Below are 17,722 nucleotides of genomic sequence, written 5' to 3'. Positions count from 1 at the left end.
CCGATTGCACACCGCGCTCTCCGGTCGGACGCCGAGGTCACTCTTCAGTCGAGGACGGCGTCGACGAACGCCTTCGGGTCGAACGGGGCGAGATCGTCGGCACCTTCGCCCAGGCCGACGAGCTTGACGGGCACCCCGAGTTCACGCTGTACGAGCACCACGATGCCGCCCTTCGCGGTGCCGTCGAGCTTGGTGAGCACGACGCCGGTGATGTTGACCGCCTGCGCGAACACCTGCGCCTGACGCATGCCGTTCTGACCCGTCGTCGCGTCGAGCACCAGCAGGCACTCATCGATCGGGCTCTGCTTCTCGATGACTCGCTTCACCTTCGACAGCTCGTCCATCAGACCGACCTTGTTGTGCAGGCGACCGGCGGTGTCGATGATGACGACGTCGACCTCCTCGTCCTTACCAGCCTTGACCGCGTCGAAGGCGACTGCAGCCGGGTCGGCGCCCTCCTTCTCGGAGCGGACGGTAGCCACGCCCACGCGGGCACCCCAGGTCTCGAGCTGGTCGGCCGCTGCGGCGCGGAAGGTGTCGGCGGCGCCGAGCAGCACCTCCTTGTCCTCGGCAACCAGGACGCGCGCGAGCTTGCCGACCGTGGTGGTCTTGCCGGTGCCGTTGACGCCGACGACCATCACGACGGCGGGACGGTCACCGACCCGGCTGGCCGCGATGCGACGGTCCATCGTCGGGTCGACGAGCTTCAACAGTTCCTCGTGCAGCCACATCTCCAACTGCTCGGGGCTTGCGGACCCTTCGGTCTTGACCCGCTTCTTGAGGTTGTCGACGAGTTCGGTGGTGGCTTCAACTCCGAGGTCGGCGCCCAGCAGGATGTCCTCGACCTCTTCCCACACGCTCTCATCGAGCTTGCCGCCGCCGGAGAAGGCGCCGAGCAGTCCCTTGCCCATGGCGCTGTTGGACGCGGCCATCCGGGAGCTCAACCGGGTCATGCGACCACGCGCGGATTCCGGCTCCTCGATCGACGGTTCGGTGGGAGGCGCAGGCGCGGGCTCGACCGGCGCGGGCGCTTCCTCGACGGCCGTGCCGCCGCGGTTGGCTACCTTCTCCTTCGGTTCGGCCGAGCGGACCGGCGGTTCGTCGCGCTCGTCGGTGTCCGCCGGCGGCGGCGCGGTGGCGGTCGACCCCTTGCTGGTGTCGATCTTGGCGGTGCTGCTCGGCGTGTAGGTGTTCGCCTTGCGTTGCGGAGCATCCTTCGCTGCGGGCGGCGGCTCCTGCGGCGGCAGTTCCTTGGTCTTGCCTCCCTTGCCGCGAAGGAAGGCGACGGCGAGACCGACGGCTCCAAGAAGGACGACGGTCAGAACGACAAGGATTTCCCAGAGCTGATCCACGCGCCCATCATGACAAACGGGGCCGACATCGTGTCGCCCCCGGGTCATCGTGCGAGACGAACTCGCAAGATGTGCAGGTCAGGCTTGCGAGCGCTCCCGTTTGACGGTCCTGACGACGCCGTCGGTGGCTCCCTTGGCCTTGGTGCTGACCTTGTCGGTGGTCTGCGAGACGGTGGTCACCAGGTGTTCGCCACGCTGGGTCAGGACAGGCCGACCCTCACGACGGGCAGGCACGGCAACCATGCCGAGAACGGCGGAGGCGAGGGCTACGCAGACGACCAGCGCGAGGATCAACCAGAGCATGTCTCCATGGTGACCGAACGACCCGCACAAACCCGAATCCGAAACACCGTTTCTCGGCGAAATTCCGGTGAACGACGCGTTTTGTGCCGGATCTCACACCGCGGCGGCCTCGTCGGCCGGCCGCACGTCACTCATCCGCTGACTCACCACATTGGTCACACCGTCCCCACGCATGGACACGCCGTACAGCGCATCGGCCACTTCCATGGTGCGTTTCTGGTGGGTGATGACGATGAGCTGGCTGGAGTCACGCAGTTCCTCGAACAGCGTGATCAGGCGTCCGAGGTTGGCGTCGTCGAGGGCGGCCTCGACCTCGTCCATGATGTAGAACGGGCTGGGGCGCGCCTTGAAGATCGACACCAGCAGCGCGACGGCGACCAGCGACCGCTCGCCGCCCGACAGCAGTGACAACCGCTTGATCTTCTTGCCCGGCGGGCGCGCCTCCACCTCGAGTCCGGTAGTCAGCATGTTGTCCGGGTCGGTCAGGATGAGTCGGCCTTCGCCGCCGGGGAAGAGACGGGAGAACACTCCCTCGAACTGCGCGGCGGTGTCGTGGAAGGCACTCGCGAACGCCTCCTCGACCCGGCGATCGACCTCGTCGACGATGTCGAGCAGGTCGCGCTTGGAGGTTCGCAGGTCCTCGAGTTGCTCGACCAGGAACTTGTGCCGCTCCTCCAGCGCCGCGAACTCCTCGAGCGCGAGCGGGTTCACCCGTCCGAGCTGTCCGAGTTTGCGTTCGGCGGAGCGCAGCCGCTTCTCCTGCGCCTCGCGGACGAAGGGCTTCGGTTCCGGCAGATCGTCCGGATCGTCGTCGGGACCGGGCACGGGCGGGATCAACTGGTGCGGCCCGAACTCCTCGACCAGCACCTCCGGGTCGATCCCGTGTTCCTCTACGGCCTTGGTCTGAAGGGCTTCGATGCGCAGGCGCTGCTGCGCGCGAGCGACCTCGTCACGGTGGACCGTGTCGGTCAGTACGCGCAGTTCGTCATTGATCGCGGTGACGTCCTTGCGCTGCGTGGCGAGCGCCTGGTCACGTTGAGTGCGGGCCCGGTCAGCCTCGGCGCGGCGTCCGGTGGCGATCGACAGAGCTGCGGCGACGTGCCCGGCCAGTTCGACGGCGGCAGTCTGCACGGTGCGTGCGGTCGCCGCCTCACGGGCACGGCGTTCGCGGCGCACGCGCGCCTTCTCGCGAGCTTCGAGCTCCGATCGCGCAGCGGCTTCCAGTCCGTCGGCACGACCGGAGACCGAGCGGGCCTGCTCCTCCTTGGTGCGCAGACCGAGCCGGACGTCGGTCTCGCGGCTGCGAGCAGCGGCGGCTTCTGCGGCGAGCCGATCGCGCTCGTCGGTGGTGGGTTCCTGCTCCTGCGGCGCTTCTTGCGCAGCGGTCAGCCGCTGTTGCAGTTCTTCGAGCTCGGTGCGGGCGGTGGCGAGGTTCTGTTCGACGCCGGCCCGCCCGTTCACCAGACGCTCCTGTTCCGAACGGGCGTTGCGCAGCGCCTGTCCCAGACGACTGAGTTGTTCGGCCACGGAGGACAGACGGGCATCGGACGCGTTCAACCGGTCGAGCGCGGCGTCCAGCTCAGCCTGGATCTCTTGCACGGCGGTACGCGACTTCTCGACGGCGAACTGGGCCTGCTCACCGTTGCGCCTGGCGGTCTCGACCTTCTCGCGACTTTCGTCGACGGCGGCCTGGATCTCGAGCAGCGACGGTGCAGCAGTCGACCCGCCACGCACGTACCCGGCCGCAAAGACGTCGCCCTCCTGAGTCACCGCGATCAACGAAACATCCTGAGCCGCAAGTCTTTTGGCCGAGGAAGCGTCGGGGACGACGGCAACACTGGCGAGCAGATGGGCGACGGACGTTCGCAGGCCGTCGTCCGCGGACACCACATCGATGGCCCACCGCGCGCCGTCCGGCAACGAGATCGACTGCACGTCGACGGTTTTCGATCCGGACGCGAGCAACAGCGTTGCCCGGCCCGCGTCGTCCTGCCGCAGCCGATCGACGGCAGACGCCGCGGCTTCGAGGTCGTCGACGACGACCGCGTCCGCGGCCCACCCGAGCGCGGCGGCGATCGCCGCTTCGTAGCCGGACTCGACCTGCAGCAGTTCGGTCAGCGAACCGCGCACCACACCGTTCTCAATGAGATGTGCGGCGCCGTCCTTGCGGGTCAGGCTCATCTCGAGCGCATCGACACGGGCCTGGTAGGTGCTGCGTTCCTTCTCGGCATCGGCGAGCCGCTGCTTCGCGCCGGCGAGTTCCTCCTCGGCCGCAGCCAGACGCGTCTCGGCGTCCTCGTACGCGGCGTCGAGCCCTTCTTCGCCCTCTTCGTCCTGCGCGACCGTGGACTCGAGTTCGCGGTGATCGCGTTCGATACCGGCGATGCGATCCGCGATCTCCTGGGCACTGGAGGCCATTCGTCCGAGCTCGGCCTCCCCCGCCTCGATCCGGCTGCGGCGGGCCGACACCTGGCCCTCCAGCTTGGCCAACCCCTCGCGGCGGTCGGCGGCTGCGCGGGCGAGTTTGGTCAGCCGCTGCTGCTCTGCGGTGTGGGCGTTCTCCAGATCGCCACGCCGCTGCACGGCCTCGTCCAGCGCACGACGGCCCTGCTCGATCTGATCGTTGAGCCGCGCGAGTTCCTCGCGGGCGGCCGCGGCCTGAGCCTTCAGCTTCTCCGGGTCCCGACCCGAGCCCTGCTGCTGTTCATGAGCATCATCATCGGCGAGCAGTCGCACTCGTTCGGCGGCGAGGCTCGCGGTGGCGTCGACCCGCTCCTTCAGCGAGGACAGCGCGAACCACTGGTCCTGGATCTTCGACTGCAAAGGGGCAGCGGCTTCGGCCTCGGCCTCCAACTCGCCGAGCATCCGCTGAGCGGCAGCGAGACGTTCTTGGACTCGCTTCTGCTGCTCCAACAGCGCGGTCTCGTCGGCGACCTCCTGCTCGAGGGTCGTCGTCAGCTGGACGAGGTCGTCCGCGAGCAGACGCAGCCGGGAGTCACGCACATCGGCCTGGATCATCGCCGCCTTGCGCGCCGTCTCCGCCTGACGACCGAGCGGTCCGAGTTGCCTGCGGATCTCGGTCGTGAGGTCACTGACGCGGGTGAGGTTGCCCTCCATCTGCTCCAGCTTGCGCAGCGCCTTCTCCTTGCGCTTGCGGTGCTTCAGGACGCCAGCGGCCTCCTCGATGAACCCACGGCGCTCCTCGGGGGTCGCACGAAGGACGGTGTCGAGCTGGCCCTGTCCGACGATCACGTGCATCTCGCGGCCGATACCGCTGTCGGACAACAGTTCCTGAATGTCGAGCAGTCTGCAGCTCGTGCCATTGATCGAGTAGTCGGAGCCGCCGCCCTTGAACATCGTCCGGGTGATCGTCACCTCGGTGTAGTCGATCGGCAGCGCACCGTCGGAGTTGTCGATGGTCAGCGAGACCTCTGCCCGACCGAGCGCCGGCCGGTTGGGGGTGCCGGCGAAGATGACGTCTTCCATCTTGCCGCCGCGAAGGCTCTTGGCGCCCTGCTCGCCCATCACCCACGCGAGTGCGTCGACGACATTGGACTTGCCGGACCCGTTGGGGCCGACGATGCAGGTGATGCCCGGTTCGAGCTTCATCGTGGTGGCCGAGGCGAAGGACTTGAAGCCCTTCAGGGTCAGGCTCTTGACGTACACGAGTTGAGGATCCTCCGGCCGGGCTACGGGTTCGGTCAGCCTACCGGCACGAGGGTTCGTCACCGCGGCGATCAGCGGTGATGCCGCGGACAGGAACGATCGCGACATGATCTTCCCCGAGGCCATCGGCTTCGGACAGACTCCTCTGATGACTCCGATTCGCGTCAGGTACGACGCCGACGCCGACGCTGCCTACTTCTGTTTCGCCGACGTGATCCATCCTGGAGAGGCCGTCCTGACGGTGCCCGTCAGTGGCGTCAGCATCGACGGAATCGTCAATCTGGACGTTGACGCTCAGGGACGCCTCCTGGGCCTTGAGGTACTCAACGCACGGCGCCTGTTGCGACCGGAGATCCTGCCGTCCGAGTAGGTGCGTCGAGACACAGATCAAACCTGCGCGACCATGCCCTCGGCTCACCGACGGAGGTTGTCGGTGGTCCCGCCTAGAGTTTCTTCATGGGCATCAGCTACGAGTTCTACGAACCGGTCTCACCGGTGGAATTCGTTCTGCTGCAATCGCTTTCAGACCCGAAGGAGCGATTGTTGAACCAGCTTCTGAACGCTTTGGGGTCACCCGCGGAAGTCCTGACGTTCGCAAACCGGATGTCCCGGGAAGCGTTTCACCGGCTCGAGACCGACGCCGTGCGCAACGCCGGGTCCGTCGCCACCGCTCGGCCTGTCGATGTCGATGACATGCGGCTGTTGGAGGAAGCCATCAAAGGCTCCACCCAGTTGGCGTCCACCTCGCAGGCCGTGCAGGCGATGGCCATGGCTCGGTATGCCGCGATCGATGAAGAGTTGGTCGATTCCGACACCGGTGTCACCGCGAAGGTCGAACACCCGCTCGGACACCAGGCGTCGTTCGCCGACACCGACCTGGCGGCTGCCTGTCAGATGGCGCCCCGCACCGCATCGAGCAAGATGAGCAACTCCATCGACGCGTGCACCAAAACTCCCGGGTTGCTGGCGGCCGCGGTCGAGGGTTCAATCCCGTACTGGAAGGTCAGCCTCGTTGCCTCAGAGTTGGTGAGCGCCTCACCCGAGACATCCCGCCGGGTCGAGCAGCACCTGCTCGACACGAAAGGCTTCGACGCCTGGGGTTACCTGACGGTGAAGACCGCGGCACGGGCGTTGGTGACCCAGTGGGAAGAGGAAGCCGCGAAGAAGGCGCGGGTCAAGGAAGCCAAAGACGCCACTGGTGTCTGGGTGCGTCCCTCCGACATTGCCGGGATGGCCGAGTTGTGCGCCGTCGGCCCGGCCGACCAGATCGCCCGCATCTACGGAGCCGTGGACCAACTCGCTGACCATTGCTCGAAGAACCCACCAAAGGCCGATGACCCGGCCACAGATGCGAAGCCGACGCTCGGACAACTGCGCCTCTGCGCGTTGCACGACCTCGTCACACAAGGCGTCGACGTCAGCTACCAGGTCGTGATCCAGGTCCCTGTCGTGCGCGAGGAAAGCGAGGAACAGGCTGCGACCGCGGCCAAACGTGCCACCGACGACCCAGAACACGAGCCCGAGGCGTCCCCGAACGACGGGTCACCCCCACCCGGACAGTCCGCCTCATCGCCCCGCGGCCCGGATACCGCTCGCGAGCCCACCGATACTCCCGATTCCGAATCGTGTTCAACATCAGGCGAATCGGGAACCTCATACTCAACGGGGTGGGCACGCATCGCCGGGATCGGGTTCATCCGGCCCGAGGTGCTCGACGCGTTGATCGAGCAGTTCGGTTGCCGCCTGACCCGAGCACTGGTCGACGCCGACACCGGAGTCACCTGCGAAACCTCGACGACGGCGTACGAGCCGACATCAAAGATGAGGGAGTTCGTGCAACAACGCGACCAAACCTGCCGGTTCCCCATGTGCACCCGCGCCGCCATCAGGTGCGACATCGACCACGTCATCGAATGGCCGCAGGGACCGGCCGCCGGGCACAACCTTGCCGCACTCTGCCGCCACCACCACGACGCGAAGACCAAGAAGCACTGGGACTACCACATGAGCGACGACGGAGTCTGTACCTGGACCTCCCGCACCGGCCGCACATATGTCACCTACCCAGACTCCGTGCACGACGCTTCATGAACTCGGCCCGTGCGGTCGGGTAGCCGTTCACGGTCACCGGGTTTCGGCGCATGCGCCCTCCTTCGTCGGGCGCATGGCTCAACCAGCGATTCGCGACAACTCAGTACAAGCCTTCGTCGGACACCTGGCTCAACCAGCGGTTCGAGGACGGCTCGGTACGAGCGTTCCTTGTCCATGAGATTCGATCAGCGGGCGCGGTGACCATGCGGTCACCAGGCGTCCACCCCTCGAACATCGGTTCGGTGACTGGTCCGTACGGGTGAGGCGCCGGGTACTGTGCGCTCGTGCACCAAGAACGAATCACCGACTCGACCGACGCCCACCTGGACGTCTGGTCCGCCATGTTCAGCGACGACGACGGGCGTGATCGAGAGACCGAAGGGGTCCTCAACCGAGTCGTGCGCCTGAAGAACGAGTCGGATCGCCGGTTGCGCGAGGTGCTCCAGAACGACCCGCTCTCACTGGATGAGTACATGACGCTGCACGTGCTGGTCGGTGGTCAGACCAAGGGGCGTCCGCGCTCCACCCCAGCCCAACTGGCCGATCTGGCCGGCGTGAGCCGCGCGGGCATGACCGGGCGTCTGGACAAGCTGGAGCGTTCCGGTCTGGTTACCCGCACCCCCGACACCGATGATCGCCGCAGTGTCATCGTCGAGATCACCGCCAAGGGCCGCGAGGCCTGGGAGCGCATCGCCAACCGCTGGTCCGGTGAAGATGTCCGGATGCTCGACGGCCTGTCGGTCGAGGAACTGCGGGAACTGAACGCACTGCTGCGCAAGGCGTTCAACACCATCGAGAGCCGGCGCGACAGCTGACGTCCGCAGTCCGGTGCGGGTACTCAGCCCCGGGCGGTCAGCACCAGTGGGCCGTCCTGCGTGACCGCAACGGTGTGCTCGCTGTGCGCGCCCCGCGAACCATCGGCACTGCGCAACGTCCAGCCGTCCTCATCGGTATAGATCTCGTCGGTCGACTCCATCAGCCATGGTTCGATCGCGATCACCAGCCCCGGCTGCAATTTGAGTCCGCGACCGGGCCGACCGTCGTTGGGCACGTGCGGTTCGCCGTGCATCGTGCGGCCGACACCGTGTCCACCGAACTGAGTGTTCACCCGGTAGCCGGCTGCCTTGCAAACCTCCGCGATGGACGCAGAAATGTCGCCGAGCTTGTTACCCACAGTCGCCGCTGCAATGCCGGCTTCGAGCGCCTTCTCGGTCGTCTCGATCAGACGAAGGTCCTGTGCTCGGGGCGTGCCGACGACCAGCGACAGCGCCGAGTCCGACACCCACCCGTCGATCGACACCGCGAAGTCGACGCTGAGCAGGTCACCCTCGGCCAGGACGTAGTCGTGCGGCAGACCGTGCAGCACCGCATCGTTGACGCTGGTGCACAGCACCTTGCCGAACGGGCTCGCCCCGAAGCTCGGGTGGTAGTCGATATAGCACGACTCTCCCCCGGCGTCCCGAATCATCTTGTGCGCCAACGCATCCAGTTCGAGCAGGTTGACGCCGACGTCCGCCTTCTCCCGCAGCGCGGTGAGCACCTCAGCGACGAGCCGACCGGCCGGACGCATCTGTTCGAGCTCCTTGGCGGAGCGGAGTTCTATCACTTTTCGAGCCAATCGGCGTAGGCGTCGAAGGTGTAGTCGCGTCCGAGGAAGTCGCGCACCAGTTCAGCAGCGTCCTTGCGTCCGCCCATGCCGAGCACCGTCTCCCGGTACCGGGTCGCGACGTCCTGGTCGAACAGGTCGCCGGCATCGAAGGCGCTGAACATGTCCTTGGCGATGACCAGCGACCACATGTAGGTGTAGTAACCCGAGCCATATCCGTCGAGGTGGCCGAACGAGCAGTGGAAGTGGTTGTCCGGCAACGGCGGGAAGACGGAGTACTTGCGCTGCGTCTGCTGCAGATAGGACGTCATGTCCTCGGGCCGGTCGACGTGCAGCCCAAGGGACACCGCCGCGTAGAACATCTGCGTCCGCGCCATGAAGCCCTTGCCGAACTCGTCGGCTTCCTTCATGCGTGCGACCAGGTCGGCCGGGATCGGCTCGCCCTCGTCGTTGGTGGCGAACGTCGCGAGAACGCTTGCGTCCCAAGCCCATTCCTCGAGCATCTGGCTCGGTGCTTCGACGAAGTCCCACTCGGTGGCGACACCGGAGAAGCGGTTCCACTGCTGTGCCTGACCGCCCACCACGTGGTGAACGAGGTGACCGAACTCGTGGAAGAGCGTGACGACCTCGTCGTGCTCCATGAGCCCGCGGCTGAAGTTGCAGACCAGCACTCCCTCGGGCAGTTGCACACCGTCGACACCACTCACCAGCGTGAACTGTGCGGCGTGCTTGAACTTGCCCTCGCGCGGGTGCAGGTCCAGGTAGATCCGGCCGATGCGTTCGCCGTCCTTGAGGACGTCGTAGCCGGTGACGTCCGCGTGCCACACGGTGGCCTCCGGGACGGCTTTCCATTCCAGACCGAACAACCGACCGGTCACGTCGAGCAGACCCTGCCGGACGCGATCGAACCGGAAGTAGGTGCGGGTCAGCTGCGCGTCGACGTCGTACTGCTCCTTGCGCACCAATTCCGAGTAGTACGCCGTGTCGACGGCAGTGACGTCCTCGACGTCCGGGTGGTCCTGGTGCAGTCGATCGAGCAGGATCTGCTTGTCGGCGAGCGCTCGGTCGTTCGCGGCGTCGGTGATCTTGTCGATGAAGGTACGGATCTCCTTGCCCTCACCGATCATCTTCACCTCGGCATCGAAGTCGGCCCAGTTGGCGTACCCGAGAAGTTCGGCGTGCTCCTGGCGAAGAGCGAAAAGCCGTTGCAGCACAGCGTCATTGGCCGGCCACGCGATGTTGCTGCGCTCGTGCGTCATTGCCTGACGAACGGTGCGGTCGGCGCAGAAGGTCATCAGCGGGACGGAGTCGGGGTAGTCGGTGGTGACTGTGACCGTGCCGTCCGGACCTGCCGGGTGGGCATCGAGCCAGTCCTGCGGCATACCGGCGAGCTGCTCCGGTGCGACGGTGATGGAGCGGACGCCGTCGCGGATGTTCTTGCCGAACTCCTGCCCGGCCTTCAGTTCCTCCTGCGCAAGCTGACGCAGGCGCTCACGGTCGGCCTCGGACTTGTCGACGCCTGCGCGGCGGAAGTCGCGCCGGGTGAGTTCGAGCAGGCGCTGGGCGTCGGGGTCGCCGCCCGGATCAGCCGCGTCGAGCACCGCGAACAGTTCGCTGTCGAGACCGAGCTCCGTGGAGTATGCGTCGACGCGTTGCATCGCCTCGTCGGCGGCGTCACGTACGCCCGCGTCCGGGTGCACCTCGGAGAACAAGGACGATGCGGCCGCAGCGTTACCGAGCTCGATCTGCACCGCGTTCCAGGTCGCGAGCACGTCCTTGACCGAGCCGTCCTTCAGTCGCTCGACGAGGGTCTTGGCATCATCCAGAGCACCGTCGCATCGGTCGGTCAGCCAGTCGAGAGCGTCGTCGGTGGGCAGGGCAAGCGGAGTCGAAGTCACGTCCGCCAGCCTAACCGCGCCGGCGCGGTGGCAAGCGACTGCCGGACCTCAGGGACGCGGAGTGATGGTCGAGATCATCTTCATGACCTCGGCATCGCTAGGCACCTGCTTGCCGCCTTGGTCCCGCACCAACATCCATACGGTCGATTTGGTCCCGACCGGCACCGCAACGGCGAACACATCCGAGCGCACCGCGTTGCAGTTCTTGCCACCAGGGGCGCCGTTCGTCGCCGTCGTTCGAGCAAGAGTCGCCATGCAGCCGTTCACCCGCACCGACGTCACCTTCGGCGCGGCCGGCACCGGTCCCGCTGAGCCGTCGGCCTTCGCCGCGATCGTCTTGGCCATGCGCGTGGCGGCGTCCGTCGCAGCGCTGCTCGGGGGATCGCTCACCTGTCCCCGCAGACCGACCGCGGTCGTGGGAGCACTCGGCTCGGTCGCGCAGCTCCCGGATCCCTGCGTCGCGGCGGAGTGGACTCCGAACAGGTTGGGGCTCTGCAGACCCTCGGCGTTCTGCTGTCCCCAGATGACGTTCGGCACCTGCTTCCAGCCGGCAGGCACCGAGTAGGCGACCTTGTCCGCGGGCTTTCCCTGGACCACCTGCCAGCCGGGAACAACGGAAGGGTTCGGTCCGGTCGGTGACGAGGTGCTGGGTGAGGACGTCTGTTGCACAGACGAACCGGAGGTCGTGGTGGCTGGCGAGGTCGTCGACGATGTGGCCGCCTTGTCGTCACCGGCCTGCTGAGTCGCCCAGTACCCGAGCCCGGCGACCGCGAACAGACCTACCACGGCACCCGCCAGCAGCGCTTTACCCTTGCCGCCCGAGTTGTCCTGCGGGTCGCGAAGCTTCTTCGCATAGTGGTCGTAGTACCGCGACTGCGGATTGGTCTCCTGCTCGTGCCGCTTGGCCATGCGCCCTCCTGAAGCTCGCCAACGAATCCTAAAGGCATGGACGGCAGATCAGGTCGGCACAGATCAGCGTGACCGCCGCGGTCTCGGCTGGCAGACAGGGCAGGAGAACGACCCGCGGTTCATGAACTGCTCGCGCACCATGAGCGCACCGCAGCGGCGGCACTCCTTGCCCGCGCGGCCGTAGGCGTTGAGAGAACGGTCGAAGTAGCCGCTGGCGCCGTTCACGTTCACGTAGAGCGCGTCGAAACTGGTGCCGCCCTGGCCGAGCGCTTCGGACATCACGGTCGCCGCGTGCGCGAGCACCTCGCCGGCCGCCTTCGCACTCACCTTGTCGGTCAGCCGCTCACCGTGCAGCTTCGCGCGCCACAGCGCCTCATCGGCGTAGATGTTGCCGATGCCGGACACCAGAGTCTGATCGAGCAGGGCTCGTTTGATCTGGGTGTGCTTGCGCCGCATCCGGGTGAGGGTCTGCCGTAGGTCGAACGCGGACTCCAGTGGGTCGGGCGCGATATGCCGAATGACGCTGGGGATCGACGCATTCGAGTGATCGTCCGGCAGCATCTCGACGAGTTGGAGCCCACCGAAGGTGCGCTGGTCGACGAACCGTAACTGCTTGCCGTCGTCGAGTCCGAAGAGCGCGTGACAGTGCTTCTCCCGCGGCGCATCGGGATCCTCTACGAGCAACTGGCCGCTCATGCCGAGGTGGACGACGAGCGCCTGCCCGTCGTCCAGATCCATCCACAGGTACTTGCCGCGTCGGCGGGCGGAGTCCACCCGCACGCCGGTGAGCGCAGCAGCGAGCGCAGCCGGTCCGGCCTCGTGGCGGCGCGCCACCCGCGAGCCGAGCACCTCGGCCGTTTCGATGCGTCGCCCGACCACGTGATCGGCGACCCCGCGGCGGACGACCTCCACCTCAGGCAGTTCAGGCAAGCTCGACGTCCCGCTCGAGTTCGGTGGCGGGTTTCGCGGAGGTGCGGGCCTTGAGCGTCTTCCACGCTGCCTCGGCAGCGACCTGCTCCGCGGACTTCTTGTTGCGACCCACTCCGGTGCCGAGCACCTCACCGGCCACCAGGACGGATGCGGTGAACACCTTGTCGTGGTCGGGGCCCTGATCGGTGACCTGGTAGGACGGAGAGCCCAGTTCGTGGCCGGCGGCGAGTTCCTGCAGGGAGGTCTTCCAGTCCAGACCGGCGCCGAGATCCGCAGCCTGCTCGATCAGGTCGTCGACCATGTGGTGCACCAGGCGGTGTGCCGGCTCGATGCCTCCGCACAGGTAGACAGCACCGATGACTGCCTCGACGGTGTCGGCCAGGATCGAGTCCTTGTCGCGTCCGCCGCTGGTGTCCTCGCCGCGTCCGAGCAGGATGTACTCGCCCAACTCCAGAGCGCGGCCGACGCCGGCGAGCGCACGCGCGTTGACGACCGAGGCGCGGAACTTCGCCAGTTGCCCCTCGGGCAAGTCAGGGTGGGTGACATACAGCGCTTCGGTGACCACCAACCCCAGCACGGCGTCGCCGAGGAACTCCTGGCGCTCGTTGTGCGGCAGGTTCCCGTTCTCGTACGCGTACGACCGATGCGTCAGCGCACGCAGAAGCAGCGGCTCGTCGATGTCCGTCCCGCTGATCTGCGCGAGCAGGGCGGAAAGGTCAGCGACGGGCCGCTGCGAAGCCTTCGCAGAGGCAGCCCGTTTCGACGAAGCCACGTCGACCGGGTGTCTCAGGCCTGGTGAGCGGTCTGCTCCGCGGCGCTGTAGTGACGACCCTTGTAGGTGCCGCAGGCCGGGCAAGCCATGTGCGGCTGGGCCAGGGCGCTGCAGTTCGGGCACGTCGTGGTCACGACCGGCGTCGTCTTCCAGTTCGCACGGCGCGAACGGGTGTTGGAGCGCGACATCTTCCGCTTCGGGACAGCCACGTCAGTTCCTCTTCTCGTCGTTCTCGGCGTCGGCCATACCGGCCAGCGCCGACCATCGGGGATCGATCACTTCATGATGGTGGTCCGGGTCGTCCGCCAGGCGCGCTCCGCATTCGGAGCACAGACCCGGACAATCTTCCCGGCACACCGGCTGGAAGGGCAGCAAAGGCACCACCACATCCCGCAACATCGGCTCCAGATCGGCGAGATCGCCGTCCAGAACGTGCATGTCCTCATCGTCGCCGGCCACCTGGTTGTGGTGGGCCGCGCGGTCGGCGTAAGCGAACAGCTCCTGGAATTCGACATCCACAGGTTCGTGGACCGGTTCCAAGCACCGCACGCAAGCACCGGTCGCCGTGGCACAGGCCGAACCGGAGATCAGCACCCCTTCCATCACCGACTCAATGCGCAGGTCGAGCTCGATCGGCTCGCCCTGCGCGATCTCGATCACCTCGTTGCCGAAGAGATCGGGCGCCGGCACATCACGTTCGATCTGAGCCATGTGCCCCGGACGCCGCCCCAATTCCTTGGTGTCAAGGACGAGCGGGTTACGCGGGTCGAGGTGCATGTCGGCTCGGCGATCTTCGTGGTGAGTCATGGGTGGTGGTACTGCTCGGTTCGGACCACGTCAAGGACGACGCAGACCGACACACAAGGTTACCGGTGCGATCGCCGATTCCCCAAACTCGCGGTCGGCACTCAGCCACCGGCGCGCTCAGTCACCGCGCAATCGCTGCACGAGTGGCTCGAGTACCGGGGGCGGCACCATCGCCGACACGTCCGCGCCGTGCTGCGCACACACCCGCACCAGCGAGGAGGAGTAGTGCGAGACGCTCGGATCGGCCGCGACGAAGAGCGTCTCGACACCGGTCATCTCGGTGTTCATCTGAGCCATCGGCATCTCGTACGCGAAGTCGGTGCCGTTGCGCAGGCCCTTGATCATCACGCCCGCGTCGAGTTCGCGGCACACATCGACGACCAACCGGTTGCCGAACGCCTGCGCGCGCACGTTGGGCAGGTGTGCGACGGACTCCTCGATCAGCCGGACGCGTTCCTCGGGCGTGAAGGTGCCGTTCTTGTCGGGGTTGTAGACGACCGCGACGACGACCTCGTCGAACAGCTCGGCGGCGCGGGTGATCACGTCGAGGTGGCCGACGGTGATCGGGTCGAACGAACCGGGGCTCACAGCCCGACGCACGTCGGCGCTCACATCATTCACGCGGCATCTCCTTCAGGCACGAACTCAGCGAACCACACGGTCGTCTCGCCGTAACGGCGCGGACCGATCAACTCCACATCGGCCGGCCACACCGGCTCGGGCGAGCGCGACGAGCGCTCCACCACCAGCACCGCGTCCTCATTGAGCCAACCCGTTGCCAGACGCTGCAGGACGGTGGCGAGATTGGCGTCGTCGATGTCGTACGGGGGGTCGATGAGGACCAGATCGAAGGGCTCCCCCGTCGCACCGGCCACCACCTTCTCCACCGACTCGGTACGCACCTGCACGTCCGGTAGCCCGAGTTCACGCACATTGCGCTGAACCACCGCCGCCGCGCGGCGGTCCTTCTCGACCAGCACCACTGCGCAGGCGCCCCGACTGGCGGCTTCGAGGCCGAGCGCTCCGGATCCTGCGTAGAGGTCGAGCACACGTGCGTCCTGCAACGCATCAAGGTGTTCGAGTCGGGCGAACAACGCCTCCCGGACTCGCTCACTGGTCGGACGCGTGGAGTCACCGGGGGGCGTTGCCAAACGGCGTCCGCCCGCGACACCGGCGATGATGCGGGTCATGTCAGCCCCTCTCCAGGAAGGCGACCTGCTCGGCGTCCAGGCGTTCCCACAGGAGTTCGGCCAGTCCCGGGTGGTCGGCGAGCGTCGGGTCGTCGGCGATGAGCTGCGTTGCGTCGGCACGGGCGAGTTCGATGAGTTCGACGTCCTTGGGGTGGGTGATCCGTAGGTGCTTCAGGCCGCTCTTGCCGCCGGACTGCCGCCCGCCGAGGACGTCGCCCTCACGCCGCAGGCTCAGGTCGAGGTCTGCGAGCTCGAATCCGTTGTTGGTCGCAGCGACGGCCTCGAGCCGCTCGAGTGTCACCGGGTTCTCCGAACCGGTGACCAACAGGCACAGCCCACCGGCACTGCCTCGACCGACGCGTCCGCGCAACTGGTGCAACTGACTGATGCCGAAGCGTTCGGCGTCCATGATCACCATCATCGTGGAGTTGGGCACGTCGACGCCGACCTCGATGACGGTGGTCGACACCAACACGTGGATGCGGCCCGCCGCGAACTCGCTCATCGCGAGCTCCTTCTCCTGCGCGCTCATCCGGCCGTGCAGCATCTCGATCCGTAGGCCCGCCAAGGCAGGTTCGGACCGCAGCGTGTCGAGGGTCTCAAGCACTGATGCAGTCTGTTGTTTCGTCGGGTCAGGCAGGTCGGACTCATCGGCCCAGGGGTTCGCGATGCCGTAGTCGTCCAGGAACGCGTCCGGGTCCTCCGCGCCGATCCGCGGGCACACGACGTACGCCTGGTGGCCGCGCCCGACCTCCTCGGCCACGCGCTGCCAACTGCGCTGGAGCCAACCGGGTCTGGCGGCCGGGACGACGTGGGACACGATCGGCGCGCGCCCGGACGGCAGTTGGCGCAACTCGGACGTCTCCATGTCGCCGAACACCGTGATCGCGACCGTCCGCGGGATGGGGGTGGCGGTCATCACCAGGACGTGCGGTGGACGAGTTGCCTTGCCGCGCAAGGCATCTCGTTGCTCCACCCCGAATCTGTGCTGCTCGTCGACGACCACCAGTCCCAGATCGAAGAAGTTGACGTTGTCCTGGATCAGCGCGTGCGTGCCGATCACGATGCCGACCTCGCCGGAGACGATGTCGAGCAGAACACGCTCCCTGGCCGACTTGCTCATCGAGCCGGTGAGCAGCGCCACCCGGGTACCGCCGTCGGCGCCGCCGAGCATGCCCCCCTCGGCGAGGTCGCCGAGCATCTTGCGGACGGAACGTTCGTGTTGTTGCGCGAGTACCTCGGTGGGAGCGAGCAACGCGGCCTGCGCGCCGGCGTCGACGGTGGCCAACATCGCTCGGAGCGCGACGATCGTCTTGCCGGAGCCGACCTCGCCCTGGAGCAGACGGTGCATCGGCCGCTCGGCCGCGAGATCGGCGGCGATCTGAGCACCCACTTCCTGCTGTCCGGCGGTGAGTTCGAACGGCAGTCGCTCGTCGAAACGGGCAAGGAGGCCGTCCGCCTGGGGCACGCGCGGTGTCGCGGTCTGGGCGTCGTACTGCGCCCGACGTGCGGCCAGCGCCGTCTGCACGACCAATGCCTCGTCGTAACGCAGCCTGCGGCGGCCACGGCCGACGTCGGCCTGTGAGGTGGGCAGGTGCAGCAACCGATATGCCTCGTGCATCGACGGAAGTCGATGTCTGGCAAGGAGATCGGCAGGCAGCGGGTCCTCACCCTCCCAGGAGCCCAGCACCTGCTGCATCGCGATCGTGAGCGACAGATCGGTCGTCTTGGGCACTGCGAGATAGGTGGGGACGATGCCCGAGGCGTACACGCTCGCGGAGTCGTCGGTGGTGAAGGTGTACTCCGGATGGGACAACTGGAACGACCCGCGGTACGCCTCCAGCTTGCCGCGGAACAAGGCGGTGGCCCCCGGAACGAGCTTCTGTTCGTGGCCGTAGGCACGGAAGAAGACAAGCCGCGCCGTCGTGCCGTCGGCGTCCTCGATGACCGCCTCCAGCATCCGGCCCTTGCGGTTACGCATCGAACGGGCGTTCGCGCTGACCACGGTCGCGACGAGCACCGCCATCTCACCGACCTGGAACTCCGCCAGGCGTCCGGCGGTGTTCGCATCGATATATCGACGCGGCAGGAAATCGAGGAAGCCACCCACGGTGTGGACGTCGCGCGCCTCGGCCAGACGCCCGGCGACACGTTTGTCGATCACCTTCGCCAGGTCGGTACCCCGTGTGACCTGCACG

Annotated in this window: 16 protein-coding genes; 3 read left to right on the top strand and 13 right to left on the bottom strand. The window is 66.9% G+C overall.

The genetic code is table 11. The features are described from left to right. Nucleotides 1-44: 44 nt before the first annotated feature. The 3 genes from ftsY to smc all read right to left on the bottom strand — a co-directional run bounded on the left by ftsY (nt 45) and on the right by smc (nt 5,321). Entirely contained in the window at nt 45-1,352 is a 1,308-nt protein-coding gene (ftsY, locus tag MF407_RS04270; RefSeq protein ID WP_239701438.1) for a signal recognition particle-docking protein FtsY, read from the bottom strand. Nucleotides 1,353-1,430: 78 nt separating this feature from the next. Then, nucleotides 1,431-1,655 carry a hypothetical protein gene (locus MF407_RS04265; protein WP_141928954.1) on the bottom strand — a complete coding sequence of 75 codons (225 nt, stop codon included), beginning with the start codon at nt 1,653-1,655 and terminating at the stop codon, nt 1,431-1,433. Between the two features lie 93 nt (nt 1,656-1,748). Continuing rightward, entirely contained in the window at nt 1,749-5,321 is a 3,573-nt protein-coding gene (gene smc / locus MF407_RS04260) for a chromosome segregation protein SMC (protein WP_239701436.1), read from the bottom strand. A gap of 106 nt (nt 5,322-5,427) precedes the next feature. On the opposite strand from smc, the gene MF407_RS04255 reads away from it, so the two are divergent. The 3 genes from MF407_RS04255 (at nt 5,428) to MF407_RS04245 (ending at nt 8,227) form a co-directional block, all read left to right on the top strand. Continuing rightward, nucleotides 5,428-5,691 carry a DUF2283 domain-containing protein gene (locus MF407_RS04255; protein ID WP_239701435.1) on the top strand — a complete coding sequence of 88 codons (264 nt, stop codon included), beginning with the start codon at nt 5,428-5,430 and terminating at the stop codon, nt 5,689-5,691. An 86-nt stretch (nt 5,692-5,777) separates the two neighbouring features. Further along, nucleotides 5,778-7,412: an HNH endonuclease signature motif containing protein gene (locus MF407_RS04250; protein WP_239701434.1), complete on the top strand. Its 1,635-nt coding sequence runs from the start codon at nt 5,778-5,780 to the stop codon at nt 7,410-7,412. A gap of 284 nt (nt 7,413-7,696) precedes the next feature. Continuing rightward, nucleotides 7,697-8,227, top strand: coding sequence for a MarR family transcriptional regulator (locus MF407_RS04245; protein WP_239701433.1), 531 nt, complete (start codon nt 7,697-7,699; stop codon nt 8,225-8,227). A 23-nt stretch (nt 8,228-8,250) separates the two neighbouring features. Here MF407_RS04245 and map read toward each other — a convergent pair whose 3' ends face one another. The 10 genes from map to MF407_RS04195 all read right to left on the bottom strand — a co-directional run bounded on the left by map (nt 8,251) and on the right by MF407_RS04195 (nt 17,721). Next, nucleotides 8,251-9,018, bottom strand: coding sequence for a type I methionyl aminopeptidase (gene map, locus MF407_RS04240; RefSeq protein ID WP_239701432.1), 768 nt, complete (start codon nt 9,016-9,018; stop codon nt 8,251-8,253). Beyond that, nucleotides 9,015-10,916, bottom strand: coding sequence for a M3 family metallopeptidase (locus MF407_RS04235; RefSeq protein ID WP_239701431.1), 1,902 nt, complete (start codon nt 10,914-10,916; stop codon nt 9,015-9,017). Before MF407_RS04235 ends, map begins: the two co-directional genes overlap by 4 nt. 48 nt (nt 10,917-10,964) lie before the next feature. Continuing rightward, nucleotides 10,965-11,825, bottom strand: coding sequence for a hypothetical protein (locus MF407_RS04230; protein ID WP_239701430.1), 861 nt, complete (start codon nt 11,823-11,825; stop codon nt 10,965-10,967). Nucleotides 11,826-11,888: 63 nt separating this feature from the next. After that, entirely contained in the window at nt 11,889-12,755 is an 867-nt protein-coding gene (gene mutM, locus MF407_RS04225) for a bifunctional DNA-formamidopyrimidine glycosylase/DNA-(apurinic or apyrimidinic site) lyase (RefSeq protein ID WP_141928962.1), read from the bottom strand. Next, nucleotides 12,748-13,527 carry a ribonuclease III gene (rnc, locus tag MF407_RS04220; RefSeq protein ID WP_239701429.1) on the bottom strand — a complete coding sequence of 260 codons (780 nt, stop codon included), beginning with the start codon at nt 13,525-13,527 and terminating at the stop codon, nt 12,748-12,750. Before rnc ends, mutM begins: the two co-directional genes overlap by 8 nt. Nucleotides 13,528-13,541: 14 nt before the next feature. Further along, nucleotides 13,542-13,736: a 50S ribosomal protein L32 gene (gene rpmF, locus MF407_RS04215; protein ID WP_129627494.1), complete on the bottom strand. Its 195-nt coding sequence runs from the start codon at nt 13,734-13,736 to the stop codon at nt 13,542-13,544. Nucleotide 13,737: 1 nt separating this feature from the next. Beyond that, entirely contained in the window at nt 13,738-14,304 is a 567-nt protein-coding gene (locus tag MF407_RS04210) for a YceD family protein (protein WP_239701428.1), read from the bottom strand. Nucleotides 14,305-14,451: 147 nt separating this feature from the next. After that, entirely contained in the window at nt 14,452-14,955 is a 504-nt protein-coding gene (gene coaD, locus MF407_RS04205) for a pantetheine-phosphate adenylyltransferase (RefSeq protein WP_342771354.1), read from the bottom strand. Then, a complete protein-coding gene (rsmD, locus tag MF407_RS04200) occupies nt 14,952-15,524 on the bottom strand; it encodes a 16S rRNA (guanine(966)-N(2))-methyltransferase RsmD (protein ID WP_239701427.1) in 573 nt (190 codons plus the stop codon). The genes coaD and rsmD overlap by 4 nt, the downstream gene beginning before the upstream one ends. A 1-nt stretch (nt 15,525) precedes the next feature. After that, nucleotides 15,526-17,721: an ATP-dependent DNA helicase RecG gene (locus MF407_RS04195; RefSeq protein WP_239701426.1), complete on the bottom strand. Its 2,196-nt coding sequence runs from the start codon at nt 17,719-17,721 to the stop codon at nt 15,526-15,528. Nucleotide 17,722 lies beyond the last annotated feature (1 nt).

This window comes from Yimella sp. NH-Cas1, assembly GCF_022359705.1.
Taxonomy (GTDB): domain Bacteria; phylum Actinomycetota; class Actinomycetes; order Actinomycetales; family Dermatophilaceae; genus Yimella; species Yimella lutea.
Note: the sequence above shows the minus strand (reverse complement) of the source record. Positions and strands in the feature narration are given on the sequence as shown.